At 73.4% G+C, this 26,077-nt stretch carries 20 protein-coding genes; 13 read left to right on the top strand and 7 right to left on the bottom strand.

The genetic code is table 11. The features are described from left to right. Positions 1-51: 51 nt before the first annotated feature. Entirely contained in the window at positions 52-1,233 is a 1,182-nt protein-coding gene (locus tag AC3IX6_RS35375) for an FAD-dependent monooxygenase (RefSeq protein WP_489367355.1), read from the bottom strand. Between the two features lie 81 nt (positions 1,234-1,314). Here AC3IX6_RS35375 and AC3IX6_RS35380 point away from each other — a divergent pair, with 81 nt between their 5' ends. Continuing rightward, positions 1,315-1,938, top strand: coding sequence for a TetR/AcrR family transcriptional regulator (locus tag AC3IX6_RS35380; protein ID WP_489367356.1), 624 nt, complete (start codon positions 1,315-1,317; stop codon positions 1,936-1,938). Between the two features lie 33 nt (positions 1,939-1,971). Here AC3IX6_RS35380 and AC3IX6_RS35385 read toward each other — a convergent pair whose 3' ends face one another. After that, positions 1,972-3,954 (bottom strand): serine hydrolase domain-containing protein, encoded by a 1,983-nt coding sequence (locus tag AC3IX6_RS35385; protein WP_489367357.1) that lies wholly within the window; start codon positions 3,952-3,954, stop codon positions 1,972-1,974. 145 nt (positions 3,955-4,099) lie between these two features. Here AC3IX6_RS35385 and AC3IX6_RS35390 point away from each other — a divergent pair, with 145 nt between their 5' ends. From AC3IX6_RS35390 to AC3IX6_RS35400, 3 genes are all read left to right on the top strand, one after another. Next, positions 4,100-5,206: a nitronate monooxygenase gene (locus AC3IX6_RS35390; RefSeq protein ID WP_266911426.1), complete on the top strand. Its 1,107-nt coding sequence runs from the start codon at positions 4,100-4,102 to the stop codon at positions 5,204-5,206. Between the two features lie 20 nt (positions 5,207-5,226). After that, positions 5,227-6,780 carry an acyl-CoA synthetase gene (locus AC3IX6_RS35395; protein ID WP_385378692.1) on the top strand — a complete coding sequence of 518 codons (1,554 nt, stop codon included), beginning with the start codon at positions 5,227-5,229 and terminating at the stop codon, positions 6,778-6,780. A gap of 144 nt (positions 6,781-6,924) precedes the next feature. Beyond that, positions 6,925-8,064, top strand: a complete 1,140-nt coding sequence (locus tag AC3IX6_RS35400; RefSeq protein ID WP_489367358.1) for a calcium:cation antiporter — start codon at positions 6,925-6,927, stop codon at positions 8,062-8,064. A 56-nt stretch (positions 8,065-8,120) separates the two neighbouring features. Here AC3IX6_RS35400 and AC3IX6_RS35405 read toward each other — a convergent pair whose 3' ends face one another. Then, complete coding sequence (locus AC3IX6_RS35405; RefSeq protein ID WP_489367359.1) at positions 8,121-10,574, bottom strand: penicillin acylase family protein; 2,454 nt, start codon at positions 10,572-10,574, stop codon at positions 8,121-8,123. A 190-nt stretch (positions 10,575-10,764) separates the two neighbouring features. Here AC3IX6_RS35405 and AC3IX6_RS35410 point away from each other — a divergent pair, with 190 nt between their 5' ends. Beyond that, a complete protein-coding gene (locus AC3IX6_RS35410) occupies positions 10,765-12,303 on the top strand; it encodes a fatty acyl-CoA synthetase (protein ID WP_489367360.1) in 1,539 nt (512 codons plus the stop codon). Between the two features lie 6 nt (positions 12,304-12,309). Here AC3IX6_RS35410 and AC3IX6_RS35415 read toward each other — a convergent pair whose 3' ends face one another. The 4 genes from AC3IX6_RS35415 to AC3IX6_RS35430 all read right to left on the bottom strand — a co-directional run bounded on the left by AC3IX6_RS35415 (position 12,310) and on the right by AC3IX6_RS35430 (position 16,979). Continuing rightward, on the bottom strand, positions 12,310-12,834 hold the full coding sequence (locus AC3IX6_RS35415) for a GNAT family N-acetyltransferase (RefSeq protein WP_489367361.1): 525 nt from the start codon (positions 12,832-12,834) through the stop codon (positions 12,310-12,312). A gap of 74 nt (positions 12,835-12,908) precedes the next feature. Beyond that, a complete protein-coding gene (locus AC3IX6_RS35420) occupies positions 12,909-13,724 on the bottom strand; it encodes a YhjD/YihY/BrkB family envelope integrity protein (RefSeq protein WP_489367362.1) in 816 nt (271 codons plus the stop codon). A gap of 83 nt (positions 13,725-13,807) precedes the next feature. After that, complete coding sequence (paaK, locus tag AC3IX6_RS35425; RefSeq protein ID WP_489367363.1) at positions 13,808-15,127, bottom strand: phenylacetate--CoA ligase PaaK; 1,320 nt, start codon at positions 15,125-15,127, stop codon at positions 13,808-13,810. Positions 15,128-15,347: 220 nt separating this feature from the next. Then, positions 15,348-16,979, bottom strand: a complete 1,632-nt coding sequence (locus tag AC3IX6_RS35430) for an acyl-CoA synthetase (RefSeq protein WP_489367364.1) — start codon at positions 16,977-16,979, stop codon at positions 15,348-15,350. A 174-nt stretch (positions 16,980-17,153) separates the two neighbouring features. Between AC3IX6_RS35430 and AC3IX6_RS35435 the strand changes: the two genes are divergently transcribed. The 8 genes from AC3IX6_RS35435 (at position 17,154) to AC3IX6_RS35470 (ending at position 25,739) form a co-directional block, all read left to right on the top strand. After that, a complete protein-coding gene (locus AC3IX6_RS35435) occupies positions 17,154-17,954 on the top strand; it encodes a crotonase/enoyl-CoA hydratase family protein (RefSeq protein WP_489367365.1) in 801 nt (266 codons plus the stop codon). A 261-nt stretch (positions 17,955-18,215) separates the two neighbouring features. Next, positions 18,216-19,178: an OB-fold nucleic acid binding domain-containing protein gene (locus AC3IX6_RS35440; protein WP_489367366.1), complete on the top strand. Its 963-nt coding sequence runs from the start codon at positions 18,216-18,218 to the stop codon at positions 19,176-19,178. Continuing rightward, positions 19,178-20,236 carry a thiolase domain-containing protein gene (locus AC3IX6_RS35445; protein ID WP_489367367.1) on the top strand — a complete coding sequence of 353 codons (1,059 nt, stop codon included), beginning with the start codon at positions 19,178-19,180 and terminating at the stop codon, positions 20,234-20,236. The genes AC3IX6_RS35440 and AC3IX6_RS35445 overlap by 1 nt, the downstream gene beginning before the upstream one ends. Next, positions 20,233-21,408, top strand: a complete 1,176-nt coding sequence (locus tag AC3IX6_RS35450) for a thiolase domain-containing protein (protein ID WP_489367368.1) — start codon at positions 20,233-20,235, stop codon at positions 21,406-21,408. Before AC3IX6_RS35445 ends, AC3IX6_RS35450 begins: the two co-directional genes overlap by 4 nt. Positions 21,409-21,550: 142 nt before the next feature. Further along, complete coding sequence (locus AC3IX6_RS35455; protein WP_375949687.1) at positions 21,551-21,778, top strand: DUF397 domain-containing protein; 228 nt, start codon at positions 21,551-21,553, stop codon at positions 21,776-21,778. A gap of 148 nt (positions 21,779-21,926) precedes the next feature. After that, entirely contained in the window at positions 21,927-22,424 is a 498-nt protein-coding gene (locus AC3IX6_RS35460; RefSeq protein WP_489367369.1) for a hypothetical protein, read from the top strand. A gap of 62 nt (positions 22,425-22,486) precedes the next feature. Continuing rightward, entirely contained in the window at positions 22,487-22,903 is a 417-nt protein-coding gene (locus AC3IX6_RS35465) for an ACT domain-containing protein (RefSeq protein WP_489367370.1), read from the top strand. A 124-nt stretch (positions 22,904-23,027) separates the two neighbouring features. Continuing rightward, a complete protein-coding gene (locus tag AC3IX6_RS35470) occupies positions 23,028-25,739 on the top strand; it encodes an ATP-binding protein (RefSeq protein WP_489367371.1) in 2,712 nt (903 codons plus the stop codon). The last annotated feature ends 338 nt before the right edge of the window (positions 25,740-26,077 follow it).

Below are 26,077 nucleotides of genomic sequence, written 5' to 3' on the forward strand. Positions count from 1 at the left end.
AACGAGTGTCGGCGCCGCAAGGCACGGCCCTGCCACCCCGAGGCGTGTGCCCTATTCCGGCAGCCCGAACCCGTCGAAGGCGAACAGGTCGTCCAGGGCGCGTCGGGTGGCGCGGGCCGGGGTGGCGCGGACGGCGAGGTCGCGGGCGGCCACCGCGAGGGGGTGCGTGAGGGCGGCGACCCGGCCCGCGCGGCGGGAGCGGACGCGCAGGGCGTCGGTGCGGGCGCAGCGGGCCGCGCTGTAGGCGGCCAGGGCGGCCCGTACGTCGGACCCCTCCAGCAGGTGCGCGAGGACGGCGGCGTCCTCGACGGCCTGACACCCGCCCTGGCCGAGGTTGGGGGTCATGGCGTGCGCCGCGTCACCGAGCCAGGCCAGCCGGCCCTGATGGAACCGGGGGAGCGGGGCGGCGAGGTCGTACAGGTCGTGCTGGAGCACGGCCGCCGGGTCGATCCGTTCCAGCAGGGCGGGAACCGGTTCGTGCCAGGAGCCGTAGCGGCGCAGGAGTTCGGCGCGGACGTCGGCGGGCCGGTAGCCCTCGGGGACGACCGCGGTGGCGTAGAGGTACACGCGGCCGTCGGCGAGCGGGACGACGCCGAAGCGCTCCCCGCGGCCCCAGGTCTCGGCGGCGGCGCGCACGGGCGGTCCGCCGGCCGCGAGGACGGTCCGCCAGGCCGTCTCCCCGCTGTAGTGCAGGCCGGGATGGGCCGGGAAGTACTGGCGGCGGATCGGGCTGTGGATGCCGTCGGCGGCGATGACCACGTCGGCGGTGAGGGAGCCGGCCGAGGTGCGGACCACCGGATCGCCGTCCGCGCCGTCCCCGCTGTCCGCGGCGGCCGGCTCGTCCACGGCCGTCACCGCCGTGCCGTACCGCACGGTTCCCCCGGGGAGCTCGGCGGTCAGGGCCGCGGCGAGGGACGGGCGGTACACGGCGAGCGGGGGCCTGCCGTACCGGGCGGTCAGCGCGGCGGAGTCGGCGCGGCTCAGCAGGCGGCCGCCGGGGCGGCGCAGGTCCATGGCGGCCGGGGCGGCGTGCCCCGTCGCGCGGGCGGCGTCGAATCCGATCGCGTCGAAGGCGCGCAGGGCGTTGGGGGCGAGGACGATGCCCGCACCGACGGCGGAAGGCGCCGCCGCGCGTTCGCAGACGGTGACCTCCCAACCGCGACGGTGCAGGGCCACCGCCACCGAGAGTCCGCCGATCCCCGCACCCGAGACCACCGCACGACGTCGCGTCATGACCGCTCACCCCTTGCTCCCCATGGCCTCTACAGGTGTAGAGACCAGTGGCCCGTCACTCTACACCTGTAGAGTGACGGGATGAGTTCCAGTTCCCCCGAGCGCGGAAGCGACCGCAGAACCCTGATCGCGGACTGCGCGATCGACCTCGTGGCCGCCGCCGGGCTGCGGGGCCTGACCCACCGCGCGGTCGACGGCGCGGCCGGGCTCCCGGCGGGCAGCACCTCGTACTACTTCCGTACGAGGACGGCGCTGATCGGCGCCTGCTACGCACGGCTGGCCGAGCTGGACCTCGGCGACTTCGACCGGGGCGCCGCGCCTTCGCCGGCGGACCGGGACGCCGCACCTTCACCGATGGACCGGGACGCCGCCGCCGCGGCGGTCGCCGCGCTGCTGTACCGATGGCTGACCACGGGGCGGCCCCGGCAACTGGCGCGCTTCGAGCTGAGCCTGGAGGCCGCGCGCAACCCGGAGCTCGCGACGGAACTCCACCGGGCCGGCCAGGGCTCGCGCGACCTGGCCGCCGGGATCCTCGCGGCGCTCGGCGCCGCCCGGCCGGCCGAGTCCGCCGAACTCCTCGTCGCCTGGGCCGACGGACTCCTCTACGACCGCCTCGCGGGCGCGCTCGCCCGCACCCGCCCGGCACCCGACCCGGCCGAACTGACGGCCGTGGCCCGCAGGATGATCGACGCGGCCCTCGCCTAGGCCAGGCCTGAGCTTCTGCGGCGCGTGCGGTCTTCAGTCCGCCGAACGGGACCAGCCCGTCGCCTCGATGCGGGAGGCGTCCGCGGGGCGGTCCTCGGCGAAGAGGAGGCGGGCGGGCTCCGAGACGCGCAGGACGTCGACGTAGGCGCCGCGGCCCACGTAGCGGCCCTGCGCGGTGTGGCGGAAGCGCAGGCGGACCTCGCGGCCGGCCCAGGCGGCGAGCGGGGCTTCGAGCCGGTGCCAGATGCGGCCCGACCAGCCGGAGACGGAACCCCGCGGCCACTGTTCGGCGGCTCCGCCGGTGGTGCGGACGGTGGTGAAGGGGAGCGGCTCCCAGGCCTGCCCGTCGGCGGAGGCCTCCAGGTGCAGGGCTCCCGCGCCGGGCACGGTGTCCCACCACAGCGCGCAGCGCAGCCGGGCGGCGCCGGTGGTGGGGGTGAGGGGCGGGAGGGTCAGGGTGCCCGAGCCGCCGGTCTCCATGCCGGAGTACCAGGCCGGGCCGCCGTGCTTCGTGCGGACGGGGACGGCGCGGGCGAAGCGGTTGCCGACGGCGACGCGCGGGGCGCTGCCGGCGCGCCAGGTGCGCACGGGGTGGACGGAGTTGCCCAGGAGGATCAGGAAGGAGTCCGTGGAGGGGTCCAGGACCAGGGAGGTGCCGGTGAAACCGGTGTGGCCGGCGGAGTGCGGGGTGGCCATGGCGCCCATGTACCAGTGCTGGTAGAGCTCGAAGCCCAGCCCGTGGTCGTCGCCGGGGAAGGCGGTGTTGTAGTCGGTGAAGAGGAGCTCGACGGAGGCGGGGCGCAGGATGCGCTTGCCGGCGTAGACCCCGCCGTCGAGCAGGGTGCGGGCGAGGATCGCCAGGTCCCAGGCGGTGCCGAAGACCCCGGCGTGGCCGGCGACGCCGCCCAGCGCGTACGCGTTCTCGTCGTGGACCTCGCCCCAGACGAGCCCGCGGTCCAGCCCGGACCAGGGCGGGCGCTGCACTTCGGTGGCGGCCGTGACCCGGCGCCAGGAGAGCGGCGGGTTGTAACGAGTGCGGTGCATCCCGAGCGGAGCGGTGATCTCGTCCTGGAGCAGGAGGTCCAGAGTGTGACCGGTGATCCGTTCCAGGAGTAGTTGGAGGGCGATGAGGTTCAGGTCGGAGTAGCGGTAGACCGTCCCCGGGGTCTCCTGCGGCCTCACCGACCACAGCAGCCTCAACTGACCCGCCCGCGTCGGCTCCTGGTAGAAGGGGGCCCAGGACCGCAGCCCCGAGGTGTGCGTGAGGAGCTGGCGTACGGTGATCGACTCCTTGCCCCCGCCCGTGAACTCGGGCAGGTACCGGTTCACCGGCGCCTCCAGCTCCAGCCGGCCGCGCTCCATCTGCTGCACGGCCAGCAGGGAGGTGAACAGCTTCGAGAGGGAGGCCAGGTCGAAGACCGTGTCCTCGGCCATCGCGATCCGCTGCGCGGCCGGGAACTCCCGGACCCGGTCGGTGCGGCCGTCGTAGTCGGCGTACCGCACGGCGTCGCCCATCGCTCGGTGCAGCGCCACGGTGCGGCCCCGGCCGGCGAGGACCACGGCCCCGGCGTAGTAAGGGTGTTCGGGGGAGGGGCCGAGGAAGCGCCGGGCCTCGTCCGCCACCCCTTCGAGGTGCCTCTCCAGCAACCCGGCCTGGCGGGCGGACCCGTACCGCAGGCGCAGTCCCTGGAGTGCGCGCCGCTCGGCCGGCCCCCCGGAGGCCCCCGCGGACCCGGGCAGCGCGGCCTGGAGCACGAGCACGCCGCCCAGCGCCAGCAGCCGCGCCCCGAGCCGCCGCCGGGAGAGCCCGCGCCCGTGCCCGCTTCCGGCGCCGCCGTCCGCCCCGGGCCCGCTTCCGGCGCCGCCGTCCGTCCCGGGCGTGCTGCCGAGGTCGTCCGTCCCGGGTCCGCCGCCGTCCGTCCCGGGCCCGCTGGCGCCTCCGGCGGGCGCTGTCGGGCCGGTCGTGCCGGAGTCCTTCGCGTCACCGTCGTTCCCGGCTGCCCCTGGTGCCTTCATGACCGGTCCTCCCGTCCGCCGCCCTGCCCTCTCGAGTATCTGCCCGCTCACGACGCGGGCCCCGCCGTGACCGGCCGGCAAAGAATCTGACGCTGCATCAGAAAACCCCTTCCCTCGGCGGCCGGGCTGCGGCATCCTGCCGCCCATGGAGACGGAGCTGAGCAGAAAACTGGGAATAGAGCACGCCATCTTCGGCTTCACGCCCTTCCCGGCGGTGGCCGCTGCCATCACCCGCGCGGGCGGGTTCGGGGTGCTCGGGGCGGTCCGCTACACCGCCCCCGACGACCTGAAGCGTGACCTCGACTGGATGCAGGAGCACACCGACGGCAAGCCCTACGGGCTCGACGTGGTCATGCCCGCGAAGAAGGCCGTCGACGGCGTCAGCGAAGCCGACATCGAGGCGATGATCCCGGCCGCGCACCGGGAGTACGTCCGCGACACCCTGGCCAAACACCACGTACCCGAGCTCGCCGAGGGTGAGGCCTCCGGCTGGCGCATCACCGGCTGGATGGAGCAGGTCGCCCGCAACCAGCTCGACGTCGCCTTCGACTACCCCATCAAACTCCTGGCGAACGCCCTGGGTTCCCCGCCCGCCGACGTCATCGCGCGCGCCCACGAACACGGCGTCCTCGTCGCCGCCCTCGCCGGCAGCGCCAAGCACGCCCGTCGGCACGCCGAGGCCGGCATCGACATCGTCGTCGCCCAGGGCTACGAAGCCGGCGGACACACCGGCGACATCGCCACCATGGTCCTGGTGCCCGAGGTGGTCGAGGCCGTCGCCCCGCTCCCGGTCCTCGCCGCCGGCGGCATCGGCAGCGGCGAGCAGATCGCCGCCGGACTGGCCCTGGGCGCCCAGGGCGCCTGGCTCGGTTCCCTCTGGCTGACCACCACCGAGGCGGACATGCACTCCCGCGCCCTCACCGAGAAGCTGCTCGCGGCCGGTTCCGGCGACACCGTCCGCTCCCGCGCGCTGACCGGCAAGCCCGCCCGGCAGCTGCGCACCGAGTGGACCGACGCATGGGACGACCCGGAGGGCCCCGGCGCACTGCCGATGCCCCTGCAGGGGCTCCTCGTCGCGGAGGCCGTGTCCCGCATCCAGAAGTACGAGATCCAGCCCCTGCTCGGCACCCCCGTCGGGCAGATCGTCGGCCGGATGAACAGCGAGCGCAGCGTCCAGGCCGTCTTCGACGACCTCACCAGCGGCTTCGAGCGCGCCATCGACCGCATCACCCGCATCGCCGGCCGGGCCTGAAGACCCGAGGAGTGGACAAGATGACCGACACGCCCCCCAACGGCTTCTGGGCCCAGGCCGCCGCCGACCCCGAGCGCACCGTCCTCGTCACTCCGGAAGGCGAGACCTGGTCGGCCGCCCGGCTGCACGCCGACGTCAACCGCCTCGTCCACGGCCTGCGCGCCGCCGGCCTGGAGCGCGGCGACGTCTTCGCCGTCGTCCTCCCCAACAGCGTCGAGTTCCTCACCGCCTACCTGGCCGCCTCCCAGGCCGGGTTCTACCTCGTCCCGGTCAACCACCACCTCGTCGGCCCCGAGATCGCCTGGATCGTCTCCGACTCCGGAGCCAAGGTCCTGATCGCCCACGAGCGGTTCGCCGACGCCGCCACCGCCGCGGCCGACGAGGCGGGCCTGCCCGCGAGCCACCGCTACGCGGTCGGAGCGGTCGCGGGCTTCCGCTCGTACGGCGAACTGCTCGACGGGCAGCCGGACACCGCCCCCGCCGACCGCACGCTCGGCTGGGTCATGAACTACACCTCCGGCACCACCGGCCGGCCGCGCGGCATCCGCCGCCCGCTGCCCGGCAAGCTCCCGGAGGAGACGTACCTCGGCGGCTTCCTCGGCATCTTCGGCATCCGCGCCTTCGACGACAACGTCCACCTCGTGTGCTCGCCGCTCTACCACACGGCCGTCCTGCAGTTCGCGGCCGCGGCCCTGCACATCGGGCACCCGCTGGTCCTGATGGACAAGTGGACCGCCGAGGAGATGCTGCGCCTGATCGACGCCCACGCCTGCACGCACACGCACATGGTGCCGACCCAGTTCCACCGGCTCCTCGCGCTCCCGCAGGAGACGAAGGACGCCTACGACGTCTCCTCGATGCGGCACGCCATCCACGGCGCCGCGCCCTGCCCCGACCACGTCAAGCGGGCGATGATCGACTGGTGGGGCGGGTGTGTGGAGGAGTACTACGCGGCCAGCGAGGGCGGCGGCGCCTTCGCGACGGCCGAGGACTGGCTGAAGAAGCCGGGAACCGTCGGCAAGGCCTGGCCGATCAGCGAGCTCGCGATCTTCGACGACGACGGTGAGCGGCTGCCCGCCGGCGAACTCGGCACCGTCTACATCAAGATGAACACCGGCGGCTTCAGCTACCACAAGGACGAGGGCAAGACGAAGAAGAACCGCATCGGCGACTTCTTCACCGTCGGCGACCTCGGCCTGATGGACGAGGAGGGCTACCTCTTCCTCCGCGACCGGAAGATCGACATGATCATCTCGGGCGGGGTGAACATCTACCCGGCCGAGATCGAATCGGCACTGCTCACCCATCCGGCGGTCGCGGACGCCGCCGCCTTCGGGATCCCGCACCCCTCCTGGGGCGAGGAGGTCAAGGCGGTCATCGAACCGGCCGAGGGCTTCGCGGCGAGCGACGCCCTCGCCGCGGAGATCCTGAACCACTGCGAGCGGCAACTGGCCGGGTACAAGCGGCCCAAGACCGTGGACTTCATCGAGACGATGCCGCGTGACCCCAACGGCAAGCTGTACAAGCGCCGGCTGCGCGAGCCGTACTGGGAGGGCCACGAGCGCGCGATGTGAGGACCGGGCCGGCCCCGCGGGGCCGGCCCTCCGGCCCGCTCCGTCCGTCCGCCACGCCCGGAGTTTCGTGAGAAGTGCCACGTCAGGGGCGTGAAGGGGGTTGTTCGACCGCACAGGGCGGACAGTTCTGGCAAGTTGGCTGATATGAGTACGGCAACCCACAGATCCCCCCTGACCGACTGGACCGTCGTGGTCCCCGTGGTGGCGCTCGTCGCGCTCGTCTTCAGCTGGGGACGCGACCTGCCCTCCCTGGCCGTGGCCCTGGTCGCCCTCTGCCTGGCCGGTGCGGTGCTGGCGGCCGTCCACCACGCCGAGGTCGTCGCGCACCGGGTCGGCGAACCCTTCGGCTCGCTGGTCCTCGCCGTCGCGGTCACCGTCATCGAAGTGGCCCTCATCGTCACCCTGCTGGCCGACGGCGGGGACAAGACCTCCTCCCTCGCCCGGGACACCGTCTTCGCCGCCGTCATGATCACGTGCAACGGAATCGTCGGCCTGTCCCTGCTCGTCGGGGCCCTGCGCAACCGCGTCGCCGTCTTCAACGCCGAGGGCTCGGGCGCGGCCCTGGCCACCGTCGCCACGCTCGCCGTACTCAGCCTCGTGCTCCCCACCTTCACCACGACCAAGCCCGGCCCCGAGTTCTCCACGGCCCAGCTCGCCTTCGCCGCCACCGCCTCGCTCGCCCTCTACGGCCTGTTCGTCGCCGTCCAGACGGTCCGCCACCGCGACTACTTCCTGCCCGTCGACACCAAGCGGATCCGCAAGGAGGCCGCGCAGGCGGCCGCCGCCGCGGCCGCGGGCGAAGAGGACGAGCACGCCGAACCGCCCACCGCCCGCGCCGCCCTGATCAGCCTCGGGCTGCTGCTCGTCGCGCTCGTCGCCGTCGTCGGAAACGCCAAGGCGGTCTCCCCGACCATCGAACGGGGAGTCGCGGACCTCGGCCTGCCCTACGCCGTCGTCGGTGTGATCATCGCCCTGCTCGTGCTGGCGCCGGAGACGCTGGCCGCCGTCCGCGCCGCCCGCCGCGACCGGGTGCAGACCAGCCTCAACCTCGCCTACGGCTCCGCCATCGCGAGCATCGGCCTGACCATCCCGGCCATCGCCCTCGCCACGATCTGGCTCTCCGGGCCGCTGGTGCTCGGCCTCGAACCCGTCCACATGGTGCTGCTCGCGCTGACCGTCGTCGTCAGCGCCCTCACCATCGTCCCGGGCCGCGCCACGCTGCTCCAGGGCGGCGTGCACCTCGTGCTGCTGGCCGCGTACCTCTTCCTCGCCGTCAGTCCCTGACCGCGCCACGACGCCGTACGACAGGCCCTGAGGGCTGTCGTACGGCGTCGCTCAGGTCAGCGCCGCTCGCGCGGCCAGACCACCTTCAGGCCGGGCGAGGTGAGGATGTCCCGCTCGCAGAACCGTGCCTTCACCCAGCGCTCCCGGGAGAAGAGCCGGGTCTGGTCGGCGGAGTGCGGGGAGTTCGGGTTCGAGGACTGGCCGTACGTCAGCAGCGTGCGCGCGACCGGGCAGCGGCCGCCGTCCCAGCCGACCGCCTGGATGTGGCTGGAGCCGTGCAGGACCTCCGGGTAGCCGCCACCCGCCGCGTTCCACGGAGCCTCGATCTTGTTCCAGACGCCCAGGGCCTCCGTTCCGCCGCCCACCGGCAGCTTCTGCCCGCCGCGCACCACGAACTGGTGCTCCCCGAGCGGGGCGTCCGGAGCGATGCCCGCCGCCCTCAGCTCCGTCACCGTGTCGGCGAGGGCCCGCCCGATCCCGGGCGCCGCCCGGTTGAGCGTGCGGGGCGTCCGTACCGGGTCGGCCGCGTCGAAGGGCACCAGCCACAGGTCCTTGGCCGCCGTGTTCGCGGTCAGCTTCCGCCAGAACCGGTCGAAGAGCAGCGCACCGCGGCTCGCGCTGTCGGCCGTACGGTCCCAGGCCGCCAGCACCCCGCAGGCCGCCGACACGTCCACGGCGGCGCCGTCGCTGCCCGTGGCCGTCCCGCCCGGCAGCGCCGCGCAGGCCTTCGCGGCGTCGGCCGCCGTCAGATCACCGGCCGGGACCCGGTTCGCGAACTGCTGCTCCTGCAGGTCCGCCACCGTCAGCCCGCCCCGGCCGGCCATCGCCGCGACGTCCTCCAGGGCGCCCCGGGTCCGCAGCGAGCGCGGGGTCCCGACATTGCCCCAGACCCGCTCGTAGCCGGTGAGCGGCTGCTCCGCGTTGGCCAGCCAGGCGCTGTCGTTGGAGTTCTCGGCGTACGCGGCGTCGCGCAGCGTCGGCGCCCGGCCCGGGCCGAAGACCCCGGGCTGGACCGCGTCCGGATCGGAGCCGGGCGCGCAGTCACCGCGCGAACCGTCCAGCACCGCCAGCCCCGAGGAGGGGTACGTGGCCCTGCCCAGCGGGGTCGAGCAGCGCGCGGCGAGCTCGTCCGTGATCCGGGGGAGCACCTGGGACTGGGTGAAGAGCGTGCCGCCCGCCGCGTCGGCGGCCACCGTGTTGACCCAGGGCAGTCCCTGGGTGCGCCGCAGTGCCTCCTGGACTCCGGCGACCGAACGGGCCCTGCCCATGGCCAGGGCCGTGTCGGAGCCGCGCAGGTTCACGGCGTTGGGGTCGGCCAGCGCGTAGGCGGTGGTCGTGGTCCAGGGCAGCGGGAGGCCGCCGCCGAGGCCGGAGAGGACCGGGCCGTACCGGGTCCACCACTGGGTCCGGGTGACCGGGGCGCCGCCCGCGACCGGGACGCTGACGGTGCGCGGGGTCATCTTCTCCGCCTTGCCGTCCACCAGATAGGCGGTCGGGTCGGCCGGATCGAGGGCCAGCTGGTGCAGGTTGACGGGGGTGCCGGTGGCCACCGTGTGGCTCCAGGCGACCTTCTCGTTGAAGCCGATGTTCACCACGGTGGTGCCGAGCAGCGAGCCGCCCGAGACGTTCAGCTCGCCGGGGATGGTCTGCTGCGACTGCCAGAACCGGCGGCCGCCCTGCCAGGGATAGTGCGGGTTGCCGAGGAGCAGGCCCGAGCCGTTCGCGGTGGTGGAGCCGGCGAAGGCCACCGCGTTGGAGCCCATGTCGTAGCGGGTGGTGTCGAAGAACTCCCGGGCCGCCTCCGCGGCGGCCGCCGGATCGAGGCCGGCCGGGTCGGCAGGGGAGACCGGGGCCGGGGAGACCGCGCCCGGGGGCCGCGCCGAGGTGATGCCGTCGACCGCGCGGCCCTGCCCGCCGAGGACCGAGACGGCCAGGCCGCGGGCGGCGACGTCGGTGGCGGTGACCGGGCGCACCCACCCGGCGCCCTTGCAGGCCGGGTCGGTGATCTGGTTCTGCGCCAGCCAGGCGTTGTAGCCGGCGGCCCAGCCCCGCATCAGCTCCTTGACCTCCTTGCCCGGCCCGGCCGGCGCGGGCACGGCCAGCAGCCTCTCCACGGTGCCGGAGTCCCGCACGCCCCTGAAGAACAGGTCGCTGGACAGGTTCCCGGAGGCGGAGGAGAGCGAACCGTCGGGCACGGCGTCCGGGCCGAACCACCGCGACCGCTCCCCGGACACGGTCAGGAACCCGTCGGCGAGCACGCACACCTGGTCGGCGGCCTGCGCCCAGCCGGTGCCGAACCCGAGATGGGCGTAGTCCCGGGCCAGGATGTGCGGGATCCCGTTCTCGGTGTACCGGATGACGGCGGACAGGCCGCCGCCGGACGGGCCTGAGCCCCGGTCCAGGGCGGCGGCCTCGGGTATCGCCGAGACGGCGGCCAGCAGTGCGGTGCCGGTGAGGGCGACGCGGCGGAGGAGCGGGCGGGCGCGACGGCGTGCGTGGAGTAGGCGCAACGTGCCTCCCAAGTAGCCTGCGGACGGGCGCGATCGCCCGAGCGGGTGGGTGGTGCTGGTGTGCCCCCACACTCATGCAGGCCACCTGACGTCGTGTCAACATGCCGTTTGGTATCCCTGGATGTTCCGGCCGGCCATCCGCGGCGCCCGGGTCATTGACCCGGCCGGCCGCGCGGACGAGGATCCCGCCATGACCCCGGTGCGGAAGAACACGGTCGACGGACTGCTCCACGACAGCGCGCGGCGCGTCCCGGACCGGATCGCGGTCCGCTACCGCGAGCGGACCTGGACCTACGCGGAACTGGACGCGGCCGTCTCCACGGGCGCGGCCGTGCTGCGCGGGCGCTACGGGCTGGCCGAGGGGGAGCGGGTCGCGACCTTCGGGCACAACTCCGACGCCTATCTCCTGGCCTTCCTCGCCTGTGCGCGGGCCGGGCTCACACACGTCCCCGTCAACCAGAACCTCACCGGCGAGGACCTCGCGTACATCCTCGAGAACTCCGGGAGCACGCTCGTCCTCGCGGACCCCGACCTGGCCGCGCGGGTCCCCGAAGGCTTCGCCGTACGCCCGCTGCGCGACGCGCCCGGCTCCTTCCTGGCGGAGCTCGGCGAGCCCGCCGGGCCGGCGGAGCCCGCCGGGCCCGGGGCCTTCGCCCGCTCAGGGGACCCGTCCCGGCTGGCGCAGCTGCTGTACACCTCGGGGACCACGGCCCTGCCGAAGGGGGCGATGATGACGCACGAGGCGCTCTGCCACGAGTACGAGAGCGCGATCGCGGCCCTGGACCTGGCGCAGGACGATCTGCCGGTGCACTCCCTGCCGCTGTACCACTCGGCGCAGATGCACGTGTTCCTGCTGCCCTACCTGGCGGTGGGCGCGCGGAACACGATCGTGGACGCACCGGTCGCGCAGGAGATCTTCGACCTGGTGGAGGCGGGGGAGGCGGACAGCCTGTTCGCGCCGCCGACGGTGTGGATCGGGCTGGCCAATCACCCCGACTTCGCGGACTTCGCGGTCCGTGACCTGTCCGCCCTGCGCAAGGCGTACTACGGGGCCTCGATCATGCCGGTGCCGGTCCTGGAACGGCTGCGGGCGCGGCTGCCCGGACTGGGCTTCTACAACTGCTTCGGCCAGAGCGAGATCGGCCCGCTGGCCACGGTGCTGCGGCCGGAGGAGCACGAGGGGCGGATGGACTCGTGCGGGCGGCCGGTCCACCACGTGGAGGCGAGGGTCGTCGACGAGGACGGGGCCGAGGTGCCGGACGGCACGGCGGGCGAGGTGGTCTACCGCTCCCCGCAGCTCTGCCAGGGCTACTGGAACGACGCCGAGGCCACGAAGAAGGCCTTCCGGGACGGCTGGTTCCGCTCCGGCGACCTGGCCGTCCGGGACCCGGAGGGCTACTTCACGGTCGTGGACCGGGTGAAGGACGTCATCAACTCGGGCGGGGTGCTGGTCGCCTCACGGCAGGTCGAAGACGTGCTGTACACCCACCCGGGCGTGGCCGAGGCGGCGGTGGTCGGCCTGCCGGACGAACGGTGGATCGAGGCCGTCACGGCGGTGGTGGTCCCGCGCGACGGGGTGACCGAAGCGGAACTCCTGGCCTACGCGCGCGAGAAGCTGGCCCACTTCAAGGCCCCGAAGCGGATCCTCTTCGTGGACGCCCTCCCGCGCAACGCGAGCGGCAAGATCCTCAAGCGCACCCTGCGCGACCGCTTCGCGGACCCGTCCTGAGCGGGGTCAGCGGAGTTCGTCCGCGAGCAGCCCCATGGTGAACATGTCGAACCAGCGGCCGTCGCGGCGGAAGACCTGCCGCAGGCGGCCCTCCTCGACGAACCCGACCTTCTCGTAGGCCTTGCGCGCGGCATGGTTCTCGGTGACCACGGTCAGGGTCACCTTGTGCAGGCGCATGTCCTCGAACCCGTAGCGGCAGATGGTCCGCACCGCGTCCGTGGCGTAGCCGCGGCCCCAGTACGCCTTCTCGCCCAGGTAGATGTCGAGCTCCGCGATGCCCTTCTCCGGCTCCGCATCGCGCAGCGCGACCAGTCCGATGAGCTTGCCGTCGGCGAGGGCCTCGATGCCGAGGAGCAGGTCGCCGTAGGAGTTGCGGGGGCGGTCGGTCAGCCAGGTGCGGACGCGCTCCACCGGCTGGGCGTAGTTGTCGTCCATCCAGCGCATGACCTCGGCGTCGTGGTTCCAGCGCCACAGGGCCTCGGCGTCCTCGGGGCCCATCGCCCGCAGTTTCACCAGTTCTCCGAGCGCCATGCCCACCACACCTCTGGTCCATCTCGTGATCATCTTGCGAACCACGAAGTGGTACCACGGCCGGGGTCACATGATCAAACGAATTCCGCTTCGCGGAGTCGGCGCAGGACGAGGTGCTCGTGGAAGAGCCGGCCGACCAGGGCGCCGCCGTAGACCACGAAGCCGACGCCGACCAGCCAGGACTGGACGACCAGGAGGGTGCCGAAGGGGCCGTAGGTCACGGCGTTGGAGGCGATCAGCGGGGAGAACACCAGCTGCGAGAAGACCCGCAGGCCGAGGAGGCCGAGGCTGGTGCACGCGGCTCCCGGCAGCAGGGCGCGCCAGCGGACCCGCCCGCCGAGGAGGATCCACTGGGAGGTCCAGAAGAACAGGCAGGTGCCGATGAGATCGCCCGTGGTGCCGAGGATGGTGCCGGGCGCGTCGTTCGAGGGGGCGGGGATGAGGACCAGCAGCCCGAGGTAGCAGACCAGCAGGGCGAGCCAGACGACGTGCCGCCACATGGTGTGCCAGCGGGCCGTCGGCAGGTCCCAGACCTTCTCGTACCCGGTCTGCACGGCGGAGCCGAAGGTCAGTCCGAAGACGGCGAGGGCGGCGAGGCCGAAGGCGGTGGTCCGCTCCAGCGCGAGGTCGGCGGCGCCGAACAGCATCTCCACCCGCTCCCGGGAGAACTCCGTCACCCCGAGGGCCTGACCGAGCCAGCGGCCGAAGCCCGAACCGCTGCCCGGCGCGGCGGCCGCGACGACGACGAGCAGCGGCACCAGGGTGAGGAAGCCGAGCGCGGCGAAGCCCATGGCCCGGTGCATCAGCTCCATCTCCCGGCCACGGCTCCATGCCAGCCCGGCCTGGGAGGCCTGGAGCCGGTCGTGGATCCGCCGGTAGGTCGAGGTCACGCCTCTGTCCCTACCCGGATGGGCCCGCGCCTTCCCGGGAGGCCCCCGGAGTGGGCCCGAAGGGGTGGATCAGGCGCCGCGGCTCAGCCCTCCCGGAGGTCCACCAGCCGCTTGATCTTGCCGACCGACCGCTCCAGCGTCTCCGGCTCCACCACCTCCACCGTGACCGAGACGCCGATGCCCTCCTTGACGGCCCGCACCACCGAGGCCGCCGCGGCCTCCCGCCGGCCCGGGTCGCTCCCGCGGCGCGCCTCCACCCGTACCGTCAGGGCGTCCAGCCGGCCCTGCCGGGTCAGGCGGAGCTGGAAGTGCGGAGCCAGGTCCGGGGTCCGCAGGAGCACCTCCTCGATCTGGGTGGGATAGAGGTTCACCCCGCGCAGGATGATCATGTCGTCGCTGCGGCCGGTGATCTTCTCCATCCGGCGGAAGGCCGGCCGGACGGTGCCGGGGAGCAGTCGCGTCAGGTCCCGGGTGCGGTAGCGGACGACGGGCATGGCCTCCTTGGTGAGCGAGGTGAAGACCAGCTCCCCGGGCTCTCCCTCGGGCAGTACGGCGCCCGTCAGCGGGTCGACCACCTCCGGGTAGAAGTGGTCCTCCCATATGTGGAGCCCGTCCTTGGTCTCGGCGAACTCCTGTGCGACACCCGGGCCCATCACCTCCGAGAGCCCGTATATGTCCACCGCGTCGATGTTCAGGCGTTCCTCGATCTCGCGGCGCATCTCCTCCGTCCACGGCTCGGCGCCGAAGATCCCCGTACGGAGCGAGGTGGCGCGGGGGTCGATGCCCTGGCGCTCCATCTCGTCCAGCAGGGTCAGCATGTAGGAGGGTGTCACCATGATGACCTCCGGCCGGAAGTCCTGGATCAGCCGGACCTGGCGGTCCGTCATCCCGCCCGAGGCGGGCACGACCGTACAGCCCAGGCGCTCCGCGCCGTAGTGGGCGCCCAGGCCGCCGGTGAACAGCCCGTACCCGTACGCGATGTGGACGATCTGGCCCGGCCTGCCGCCCGCCGCGCGGATCGAGCGGGCGACGACGTCCGCCCAGGTGGACAGGTCCCCGTCGGTGTACCCGACGACGGTCGGCCGGCCCGTGGTCCCGCTGGACGCGTGGATGCGGCGGACCTCGGAGCGCGGTACGGCGAACATCCCGAAGGGGTACTGGTCGCGCAGATCGGACTTGGTGGTGAAGGGGAACAGGGCGAGATCGGAGAGGGAGCGGCAGTCGTCGGGATGCACGCCGGCCTTGTCGAAGGCCTGCCGGTAGAAGGGCACCCGGTCGTACGCCCGGTGCAGGGTCGCCCGCAGGCGGGTCAGCTGGAGCGCCGCCAGCTCGTCCCGGCCCAACCGCTCGCCCTCGTCCGTCGTGTCCGCACCGCCGTCGTGGCCCTGTGTGTACGTACCCATGCCGCCCACCCCTCGTCCGAGTCAACCGACCGATCATTCGGTAGATTGCCGGACGGCGGCGGCCAAATCAATTACTCGAACGAGTGATCGTCTATTGGGATTGCGTCCATGTTGACCTCCCCCTCTTCCACCTGCACCTTTGCCTTCACCGCCGAAGGCCGAACGCCCGCGGGCCGGGCCCCGTCAGGGGTCCCGGCCCGCGGGCGTTCGCCGTGCGGGGTCAGTTCGCGGCTTCCGCCTCCGTGGCCACCGACTTCGCCCACCGGTAGTCCGCCTTGCCGCTCGGGGAGCGCTGGATGGCGGGGGCGATCACGAGCTGGCGCGGGATCTTGTACCCCGCCAGCTTGGTGCGGCAATGGGCCTGTATCTCGTCGAGCGTCGGGTCGGCGGCGCCCTCCCGGATCTGGACCACCGCCGCGACGTGGCTGCCCCACTTCGGGTCCGCGACCCCGGCTACCAGGGCGTCGTAGACGTCCGGGTGGGACTTCAGGGCCTGCTCGACCTCTTCCGGGTACACCTTCTCGCCGCCCGTGTTGATGCACTGCGAGCCGCGGCCGAGGACGGTGACGATGCCCTGCTCGTCCACGGTCGCCATGTCACCGAGCAGCACCCACCGCTCGGAACCCTTCTGGAAGAAGGTCTCGGCGGTCTTGACGGGGTCGTTGTAGTAGCCCAGCGGGACGTACCCGCGCTGCGCGAGCCGTCCCGGCTCGCCGACCGGCACCGGTTCGTGGGTCACCGGGTCGACCACCTGCGTACGCTCGTTGACCTCCAGCCGGAACCCCTTCTCCGGGCCGGAGTCGTTCGTCGCGCGGCCGTTCGAGCCGGACTCGGACGAGCCGAAGTTGTTCAGGAGCATCACGTTCGGCACGAGCGCCTGGAACTCGGCGCGCACCGTCTCCGACATGATCGCGCCGGAGGAGGAGACGCTGAAGAGGGAGGACAGGTCGGTGCCCTTCAGGGGCCCGTTGAGGGCGTCGATGAGCGGCCGCAGCATCGCGTCGCCCACCAGCGAGACGCTGGAGACCTTCTCCTTCTCGATCGTGCGCAGCACCTCCTCGGGCGCGTACTTGCGGTGGATGACCACCCGCTGCCCGTAGTTGAAGGCGATGAACGACGTCAGCGTGGACGTGCCGTGCATCAGCGGCGGCGCGGGGAAGAAGGTCAGCCCGGCGCCCTTCGACGCGACCCGCTCGGCCAGTTCCTCGGGCCGCTTCACCGGTTCGCCGGTCGGCTCGCCGCCGAAGAGGCCGGCGAAGAAGAGGTCCTCCGCGCGCCACATGACGCCCTTGGGCATACCGGTGGTGCCGCCCGTGTAGATGATGAACAGGTCGTCGGGGGAGCGGGGCGGGAATCCGCGGCCGGGCGAGCCGGCCGCTTCCGCGTCCGCGTACGCGACCGGTGCGATCGAGGGCTCCGGCGCGCCCTCGGGGGTCGGCCCGACGCGGATCAGGTGACGGAGCTTCGTCGTCTGCGGCAGGGCCGCCGCGACCCGCTCGGTGAACTCGCCCTCGAAGACGAGCGCGGCGAGGTCGGCGTCGTTGTAGAGGTAGACGAGCTCCTCCTCCACGTACCGGTAGTTCACGTTCACCGGTACCAGGCGGGCCTTCAGGCAGGCGAGGACGGTCTGGAGGTACTCGATGCCGTTGTAGAGGTGCAGGCCCAGGTGCTCACCGGCCTTCAGGCCGCTGTCCAGCAAGTGGTGCGCGATGCGGTTCGCCGCCGCGTCCAGCTCCGCGTACGTGAGGCGGCGCTCGGCGCCGGTCCCGGGGTGGTCCACGTACACGAGGGCCTCGCGGTCCGGGACCACGTCCACGACCGACTCGAACAGGTCGGCAATGTTGTACTCCACCGGTCCTCCTGACCCAGAAAATCCCATGGCTGGTCTGCTCGGCGGTCATTAGAGCGTCGCCAACCCCAACAAGGAAGGGGACCGTCCAAGAAATCTGACTGGGTGTCAGAAAACTATTGAACTGCACCCGCACCTACTGCAACCTGTTCTAGGTCTTGAGACGGGAGGACGGCAATGGGTGGGACAGAACACCTGACCGTGGAACGCCACGGAGCCACGCTGGTGCTCACCATGAACAGGCCCGAGGCGAAGAACGCGCTCTCGCTGCCGCTGCTGGTGGGGCTGTACGACGGCTGGCTGGAGGCCGACGCGGACGACACGATCCGCTCGGTGGTGCTGACGGGGGCCGGCGGGGACTTCTGCGCCGGCATGGACCTGAAGGCACTGGCCGGCAAGGGCATGGCGGGCGACCAGTACCGGGACCGGCTCAAGGCCGACCCCGACCTGCACTGGAAGGCGATGCTGCGCCACCACCGGCCGCGCAAGCCCGTCATCGCGGCGGTCGAGGGCTACTGCGTGGCCGGCGGCACGGAGATCCTCCAGGGCACCGACATCCGGGTCGCGGGGGAGGGAGCCACCTTCGGACTGTTCGAGGTCAAGCGGGGGCTCTTCCCGATCGGCGGCTCGACGGTGCGGCTGCCGCGGCAGATCCCGCGGACGCACGCGCTGGAGATGCTGCTGACCGGGCGGCCGTACGCGGCCGAGGAGGCGGCGCGGATCGGGCTCGTCGGGAGGGTGGTACCGGACGGGACGGCGCTGGCCGCGGCGCTGGAGATCGCGGAGCGGATCAACGCGTGCGGGCCGCTGGCGGTGGAGGCGGTGAAGGCCTCCGTCTACGAGACGGCCGAGATGACGGAGACGGAGGGGCTCGCCTCCGAACTCCTCCGGGGGTGGCCGATCTTCGATACGGCCGACGCCAAGGAGGGGGCGCGGGCCTTCGCGGAGAAGCGGCCCGCGGTGTACCGGCGGGAGTAGTTCCGCGTGCCCGGGCCGGGACCACCCGTTCCGGTGGTGCCGGTCCCCCTGGCCCGGGTGCGGCGCCGTTGCCGGGGGCCCGCCCCCGGACCCCCGCTCCTCAAACGCCGGAGGGGCTGGATGTTCGCCCGGCGGGGCGGGATTCGTCCGGCGGGCCCGGGCGTACGCCCGTCGCCAACGCAGGCACGCCCGTCGCCATCGGAAGCACACCCGGTGCCGGCCCCAACCGTTCTTGGAACCCCACACATCGGAGACCCACCCATGACAGCCGCGTCGCCACCCGAGATCCTCCGCGCACCCCTTGTCGTCGAGTTCCCCTTCACCCGCTCCCTCGGCCCCGTGCAGAGCGCCTTCCTCACTGGGCTGCGCGAAGGGGTCGTCCTCGGGGTGCGGGCCACCGACGGCAAGGTGATGGTGCCGCCCGTCGAGTACGACCCCGTCACCGCCGAGGAGATCCGCGACCTGGTCGAGGTGGGCACCACCGGGACCGTCACCACCTGGGCCTGGAACGGTTCGCCGCGCCCCAACCAGCCCCTCGCCACGCCCTTCGCCTGGGTCCTCGTCCGCCTCGACGGCGCCGACACCGCCCTCCTGCACGCCCTCGACGCCCCCGGACCCGAAGCCGTCAGCACCGGCATGCGGGTCCGCGTGCGGTGGGCCGGGGAGCGGACCGGGGCCATCACCGACATTGCCTGCTTCGAGCCCGCCGGGGACGGCGAGCCGGGCGGGCAGGCGACGCCGCACAGCGGGGAGTTCGCCGACGCCGTCACCGGGATCGTCGCCGAGGCCCGCCTGGACTACTCGTACAGCCCCGGCCGTGCGCAGACCGCGTACATCGCCGGGCTCTCCGAGCAGAAGACCATCGGCGAGCGCTGCCCCTCCTGCCACAAGGTGTACGTGCCCCCGCGCGGCGCCTGCCCCACCTGCGGGGTCGCCACCACCGACCGGGTCGAGGTCGGCCCGGCCGGCACCGTCACCACGTACTGCATCGTCAACATCAAGGCCAAGAACCTCGACATCGAAGTGCCCTACGTCTACGCCCACATCGCCCTCGACGGAGCCGGCCTGGCCCTCCACGGCCGGATCGGCGGCATCCCGTACGACCAGGTGCGGATGGGCCTGCGGGTCGAACCCGTCTGGACCGAAGGCGGCCGCTACCCCGACCACTACCGCCCCACCGGAGAGCCGGACGCGGACTACGACGTGTACAAGGAGCTCATCTGATGGCCCGATACGCCCGCGAGGTCGCGGTGGTCGCCTTCGCACAGAGCGACCACCTGCGCCGCACAGACGAGCTCAGCGAAGTCGAGATGGTCATGCCGGTCCTGCACCAGGTGCTGGCCGCCACCGGACTGAAGGCGGGCGAGATCGGCTTCACCTGCTCCGGTTCCAGCGACTACCTCGCCGGCCGGGCCTTCTCCTTCACCATGACCCTCGACGGGGTCGGCGCCTGGCCGCCCATCTCCGAGTCCCACGTGGAGATGGACGGCGCCTGGGCCCTGTACGAGGCCTGGGTCAAGATCCAGACCGGCGAGGCCGACACCGCGCTCGTCTACTCGTACGGGAAGTCCTCGCCGGGGTCGGTGCGCGACGTGCTGACCCGCCAGCTCGACCCGTACTACGTCGCTCCGCTCTGGCCCGACTCCGTGGCCCTGGCCGCGCTCCAGGCCCAGGCGCTCATCGACGCGGGGGAGACCGACGAAGCCGGGCTCGCCGCGATCGGCGCCCGCAGCCGGGCCTCCGCGGGAGCCAACCCGCACGCCCAGCTCAGCGGCACCGTCGCCCAGGGCGGGTACCAGGTCGCCCCGCTGCGCACCGGCGACTGCCCGCCCATCGGCGACGGCGCGGCCGCCGTCATCCTGGCCGCCGGGGACGTGGCCCGCCGGCTGTGCGAGCGGCCCGCCTGGATCACCGGCATCGACCACCGCATCGAGGCCCACAGCCTCGGGCTGCGCGACCTCACCGACTCCCCGTCGACGCGGATCGCCGCCGAGCACGCGGGCGTCTTCGAGTCCCCGGTGGACACCGCCGAACTGCACGCGCCCTTCTCCTCCCAGGAGGTCGTGCTGCGCAAGGCCCTCGGGCTCGGCGGGGACGTCGCCGTCAACCCCTCCGGCGGAGCGCTCGCCGCCAACCCGATGATGGCCGCCGGCCTGATCCGGATCGGCGAGGCGGCCGCCCGCATCCACCGCGGCGAGTCCGACCGGGCCGTCGCGCACGCCACCTCCGGCCCCTGCCTCCAGCAGAACCTGGTCGCCGTCCTGGAAGGGGACCGAGCATGAGCACCACGGGCAAGGAGCCGGTGGCCATCGTCGGCATCGGCCAGACCAAGCACGTGGCCGCCCGCCACGACGTCTCCATCGCGGGGCTGGTCCGGGAAGCGGCCGCGCGGGCGCTCGCGGACGCCGAGCTGACCTGGGCGGACATCGACGCGGTCGTCATCGGCAAGGCCCCCGACTTCTTCGAGGGCGTGATGATGCCGGAGCTGTACCTCGCCGACGCCCTCGGTGCCGTCGGCAAGCCCATGCTCCGCGTGCACACCGCCGGTTCGGTGGGCGGCTCCACCGCGCTGGTCGCCTCCAACCTGGTCGCCGCCCGGGTCCACCGCACGGTGCTGACCCTCGCCTTCGAGAAGCAGTCCGAGTCCAACGCCATGTGGGGGCTCTCGCTCCCCGTCCCCTTCCAGCAGCCACTGCTGGCGGGGGCCGGCGGGTTCTTCGCCCCGCACGTGCGCGCGTACATGCGGCGCACCGGCGCCCCCGACACGGTGGGCTCGCTCGTCGCGTACAAGGACCGCCGCAACGCGCTGAAGAACCCGTACGCGCACCTGCACGAGCACGACATCACCCTGGAGAAGGTCCAGGCCTCCCCGATGCTGTGGGACCCGATCCGGTACTCCGAGACCTGCCCGTCCTCCGACGGGGCCTGCGCGATGATCCTCACCGACCGGGCGGGCGCGGCCCGTTCGCCGAAGCCCCCGGCCTGGGTGCACGGCGGGGCGATGCGCAGCGAGCCGACCCTCTTCGCCGGGAAGGACTTCGTGTCCCCGCAGGCGGGCAAGGACTGCGCGGCCGACGTCTACCGGCAGGCCGGGATCACGGATCCGCGCCGGGAGATCGACGCCGTCGAGATGTACGTGCCGTTCTCCTGGTACGAGCCGATGTGGCTGGAGAACCTCGGCTTCGCCGACGAGGGCGAGGGCTGGAAGCTCACCGAGGCCGGAGTCACGGAGCTCGACGGTGACCTGCCCGTCAACCCGTCGGGCGGCGTGCTGTCCACCAACCCCATCGGCGCCTCCGGCATGATCCGCTTCGCGGAAGCGGCCCTCCAGGTGCGCGGCCAGGCCGGGGAGCATCAAGTCCCGGACGCCCGGCGGGCGATGGGGCACGCCTACGGCGGCGGGGCGCAGTTCTTCGCGATGTGGCTGGTCGGAGCGCAGCCGCCGGCCTCCTGAACGGAAACCGGATTCCGGGCGGGGTGCCGTACAGGCCACGAGTGACGCACCGTGGCCTGTGCGGCACGGCGTGCGATGGCTAACCTGGCCCCCGGGACGACGAACCGGTAGTACCGGGAGGAGCACGCACGTGGCAGAGAGCATGACGTCGAAGGCGCCGGCCGGCTGGGGCAAGCCGGACCTCGACCTGACCGAGGCGGACTGGCAGTCGAGCAGCCGGGGGGCGGGTGACGTCCAGATCGCCTTCGTGGAGGGGTTCATCGCGATGCGCAACGGCGACCGCCCCGAAAGCCCCTCGCTGATCTTCGCGCCGGACGAGTGGCGCAAGTTCGTCCTGAACGCACGGGGCGGGGAGTTCGACCTGACGTAGACGGCCCGGGCCGTCTCCCGACGGAACGGGTGCGCGGCGCACCACCGGGCGCGGAGCCGCCGCCCCGGTGGGCCCCCGCAAACCCCTTGCCGGACCCGGAGGCTCCTCGGCATCATGGCCGCCATGACGATCACCCGCCGAAAGGGCGATGCCGCGTAGACGGCCCGGCGCGCTGCGCGCCGAACGAGGAACGTACGAGGACCGGAGGCCGCCCGCCTGGGCGCGGGCGCTCCCGCCCGTGGACCGGCTGCCGACCGAGGCGGCCGCGGCCGTGCACTGGGCCCGCCCCGGACGGGCCGGTGAGATCGCGGCCCTGCTGGCCAGGTACCGCGTCTTCCTGAGCCGCCCCGGCCGCCACCTGTACCTGGGCCCCTCCCCGTGCGCCGACTGCCCGGGGTGCTCCTTCGCCGGCGTCGCCTCCGTCCGCGACGAGCTGCGCGACCACCACCGGCTGCTGCCGCCGGTCGGCCGTACCGCCCTGACCCGCGTGCTGCGCGGTCTGGACGACGAGTTCCGCCGCCGCACGATCGAGGACCCGGACCCGCCGGACTCCGGATGGGCCGACCGGCTCGGCCGCCCGCTCGCCTGGTGGCACCGGCGACTGCGCGAGGAGGACCCGGAGCCCGACCGGTCCGAGTACTGGTGACGTCGGGGCATCGCCCCGGGGTGTCGCCCCGGCCACGACTCGACCACGGGTACGGTGGCGGCGTGAGCGGAGAAAACGACCTGCGGAAGCTGCTGAGCGGAATGCGGCCCGAACTGAACGACGGGCTGTACGTGTTCTGCACCATCCCCGGCGACACCGACCCGGAGGCCCTGGCCGGGCTCACCCCCGTCGCCTCCGTCCTGGAACCCGAGGGGCTCACCCTCGTGCTGAGCCAGGAGGACGCCGACGAGGCCGGACTTCCGTACACGTACACCGCCGGCTGGATCACCCTGCGCGTCCACTCCGCCCTCGACGCCGTCGGCCTCACCGCGGCCTTCGCCACCGAGCTCGCGGCACACGGCCTGAGCTGCAACGTCATCGCCGGCTACCACCACGACCACCTCTTCGTGGACGCCGCCCGGGCCGCCGAGGCCGTGGCCGTCCTCGAAGCGCTCGCGGAACGCTCCGCACAGGACTGAGCCGACGGGGAAGCACACTCCGGCGCTCCCCGGAAGAAGATCAGCTTTATTTGCCGCACCGGCCTTGCAGGGCGCGTGCGCGGGCGTACGCTGAACCCCCGAACAGGCCTGGGGGGTACCAGCCATGACGGAACGCCGGACCCGCAAACGGCGCACGATGTTCGAACGCGACACGGAGCTGACCGCCGTCGACGAGGCCCTGGACCAGCTCACGGGCCCGGACGCCGGCGGAGCCCTGCTGGCCTTCTCCGGACCCGCCGGCCTCGGCAAGACCACGCTCCTCGGCGAAGTCCGCCGCCGCGCCCACGCCAAGGCCTGCACCGTCCTCGCGGCCCGCGGCGGCGAACAGGAACAGAGCCAGCCCTTCCACGTCGCCCGCCAGCTCATCCAGCCCCAGCTGGCCGGCACCTCCGACGCGGAACTGCGCGAGGCCCTCGGCAGCTGGTACTCCATCGTCGGCCCCGCCCTCGGCCTCTGCGCGGCCGAACAGAGCGCCCCGCCCGACCCCCAGGGCCTGCGCGACGGACTCGACTGGGTCCTCACCCACCTCGTCGTGCAGCGCGCCCCCGTCGCCCTCGTCCTGGACGACGCCCACTGGGCCGACCCCGAATCCCTCTCCTGGCTCGCCGCCTTCGCCCCGCGCGCCGAACACCTCCCGCTCCTCCTCGTCGTCGCCTACCGCCCCGACGAACTGCCCGCGCACGCCGAGGCCTTCCGTACGCTGCCCGGCCGCGCGGGACACCGCCCGCTGACCCTCGCTCCGCTCACCGCCGAGGCCGTCTCCGGCCTGGTCCGGGAGGCCGTCGGCGCGCACGCCGACGAGGCGTTCTGCCGGGAGGCCTGGGCCGTCACCACCGGCAACCCCTTCGAAGCCGTCGAGCTCACCGCGAAGGTCCGGGACAAGGGCCTCGCCCCCGTCGAAGCCAGCGCCCCGCTCCTGCGCGACCTCGCCGCCGCCCAGCGCGGCAGCGGCCTCGTCGCCCGCCTGCACAGCCTCGGCCCCTCCACCGTCCGCTTCGCCTGGGCCTGCGCCGTCCTCGGCACCGACATCCCCGGGGAACTCGCCGCCCGCGTCGCCGGACTCGGCACCGAGGAAGCCGTCGACGCCACCGGGCGGCTGCGCGACGCCCGCATCCTGTCGGCCGCCGCCGAAGCAGGGGACACCGCCGAGGAAGCGGACGAAGCAGGGCTGGAGTTCGTCCACCCCCTCATCGCCACCGCCATATACCGCGCGATCCCCGAGGCCCTGCGCGTCGCCCTGCACGGAAAGGCCGCGGCGGCCGTCGTCGACGCGGGACTCGGGCCCTCCGCCGCGGCCCGCCACCTGCTGGAGACCCATCCCGAGAACGACCCCTGGGTGGTGCGCACCCTGCGCGAGGCCGCCGGGGAGAACCTCCGGGCCGGTGCCCCCGAAGCCGCCCGCCGCCAGCTCGCACGGGCCCTGCGGGAGCCCCCGGACTTCGACGAGCGGGCGGCCGTCCTCTACGAACTGGGCTGCGCCTCCTTGCTCACCGAGCCCGCCAACACCGTCAACCACCTGCGCGCCGCCCTCGCGGAGCCCTTCGAGGACCCGGCGCTGCGCCAGGGCATCGTGATCCGGCTGGCCCAGGTGCTCTCGCACAGCGACCGCCTGGCCGAGGCCTCGGAATGCCTTGCGCGCGAGATCCCGTACACCCAGGACGTACGCGGCTGGCTGCGCCTGCAGTCCGAGCAGTTCATGTGGGACGCCTTCAACGCCGCCGAGCCGGACTCCCCGGCGCGCTCCCGGCGGCTCGCGAAGCTCGCGGACCGGCTGAGCGGGCGCGACCTCACCGAGCGGTACGTCATAGGGCTGCGCGCCTGGGACGCCTGCCTGCGCGGGGAGCCGGTCGACGTGGTCCTGCACCATGCCGGGCGGGTCCTGGAAACCGAATTCAGCTGGGCGTACGCCGACCGGGGCTTCGAGGTCCCGGTGCTCGTCGCCATGGTGCACATGTACGCCGACCGGCCGGAGCGGGCGGAGGAACTGTTCGAGGCGGGCACCGCCGAGTTCGAGCGGCAGGGCTGGCGCGGGGCGCACCTGTCCTTCGCCTACAGTCTGCGCGCCTACATCCGCTACCGCCGGGGGCGGCTGGCCGAGGCGGAGGAGCTGGCGCGGGCCGGACTGCGCCTCGCCGAGCGCGTCGGGCGGCGTACGCCCGTGCACTGGTACGCCATCGCGATCCTCGTCACCACCCTGCTGGCGCGGGGCCGGGCCGACGAGGCCTGGGAACTGGTCCGCGAGCACGAGTACGGGGAGCCCTTCCCGGCGGCGGTCGTCTTCCCCGACTCCCAGACCGTCTACGCGGAACTGCTGCTGGCCCGCGGGCAGGCGAAGGCCGCGGCGGCGGAGCTGGAGGCCGTGGACCGGCGGCTGACCCCCCGGGGCATCCAGAACCCGTCCTGGTGCCCGTGGCGGCTCCACCTCGCGCGTGCGGTGGCCGCGGAGGATCCGGCGCGGGCGCGGGAGCTGGCCGGGGAGGCGGTACGCCGGGCCCGTGCCTTCGGGGCCGCGTCCGGCATCGGCCAGGCCCTGCGGGTGGCCGCGGAGGTGGCTTCGCCGCAGGACCGGGCCGTCCTCCTGGAGGAGGCCGTGGCGGTCCTGTCGGCTTCGCCGGCGGCCTACGAGCTGGCGCTCGCGCTGGCCGCGCTGGGGGAGGAGCGGGGGGACGCCGACATCCTGCAGCGTGCGGTGGTGGCGGCCCGCGCCTGCGGGGCGGACGGCCTGGTGGCCACCACCACGGACGCGCTGCTCGCCCGCGGCGGCACCTTCCCGTGTCTCCCCGTGCCCGACTCCGGCCCTGCCCCGGTGCACTGACCAGAGGACCCGGTGCGGCGACGGGCCCTCCGGTGCACGGGTGGGCCCTGCGGGGGCGAGGTCCCCTACCCACCCTTCCGCCGTTCCCCGGGGCTCCGCCCCGGACCCCGCTCCTCAAACGCCGGAGGGGCTGGATCTTGCCCGGCGCGGCCCGCAGGCGCAGCCCGGTACCCCTGCCTTCAGCCCGTCCGGCGCTTGAGGACCGGGGTCCGGGCAGAGCCCGGGGAACGGGCGAAGGGCGGGTCGGGGACTTCGCCCGCGCTGCGGCGAGTGGCGCTGCGGGGACTCCGCCCCGCGCAGCGGTGGATCCGCAACCGGCGGCGGGGCCCGAGCAGGGG

The organism is Streptomyces sp. GL_141, assembly GCF_057834385.1.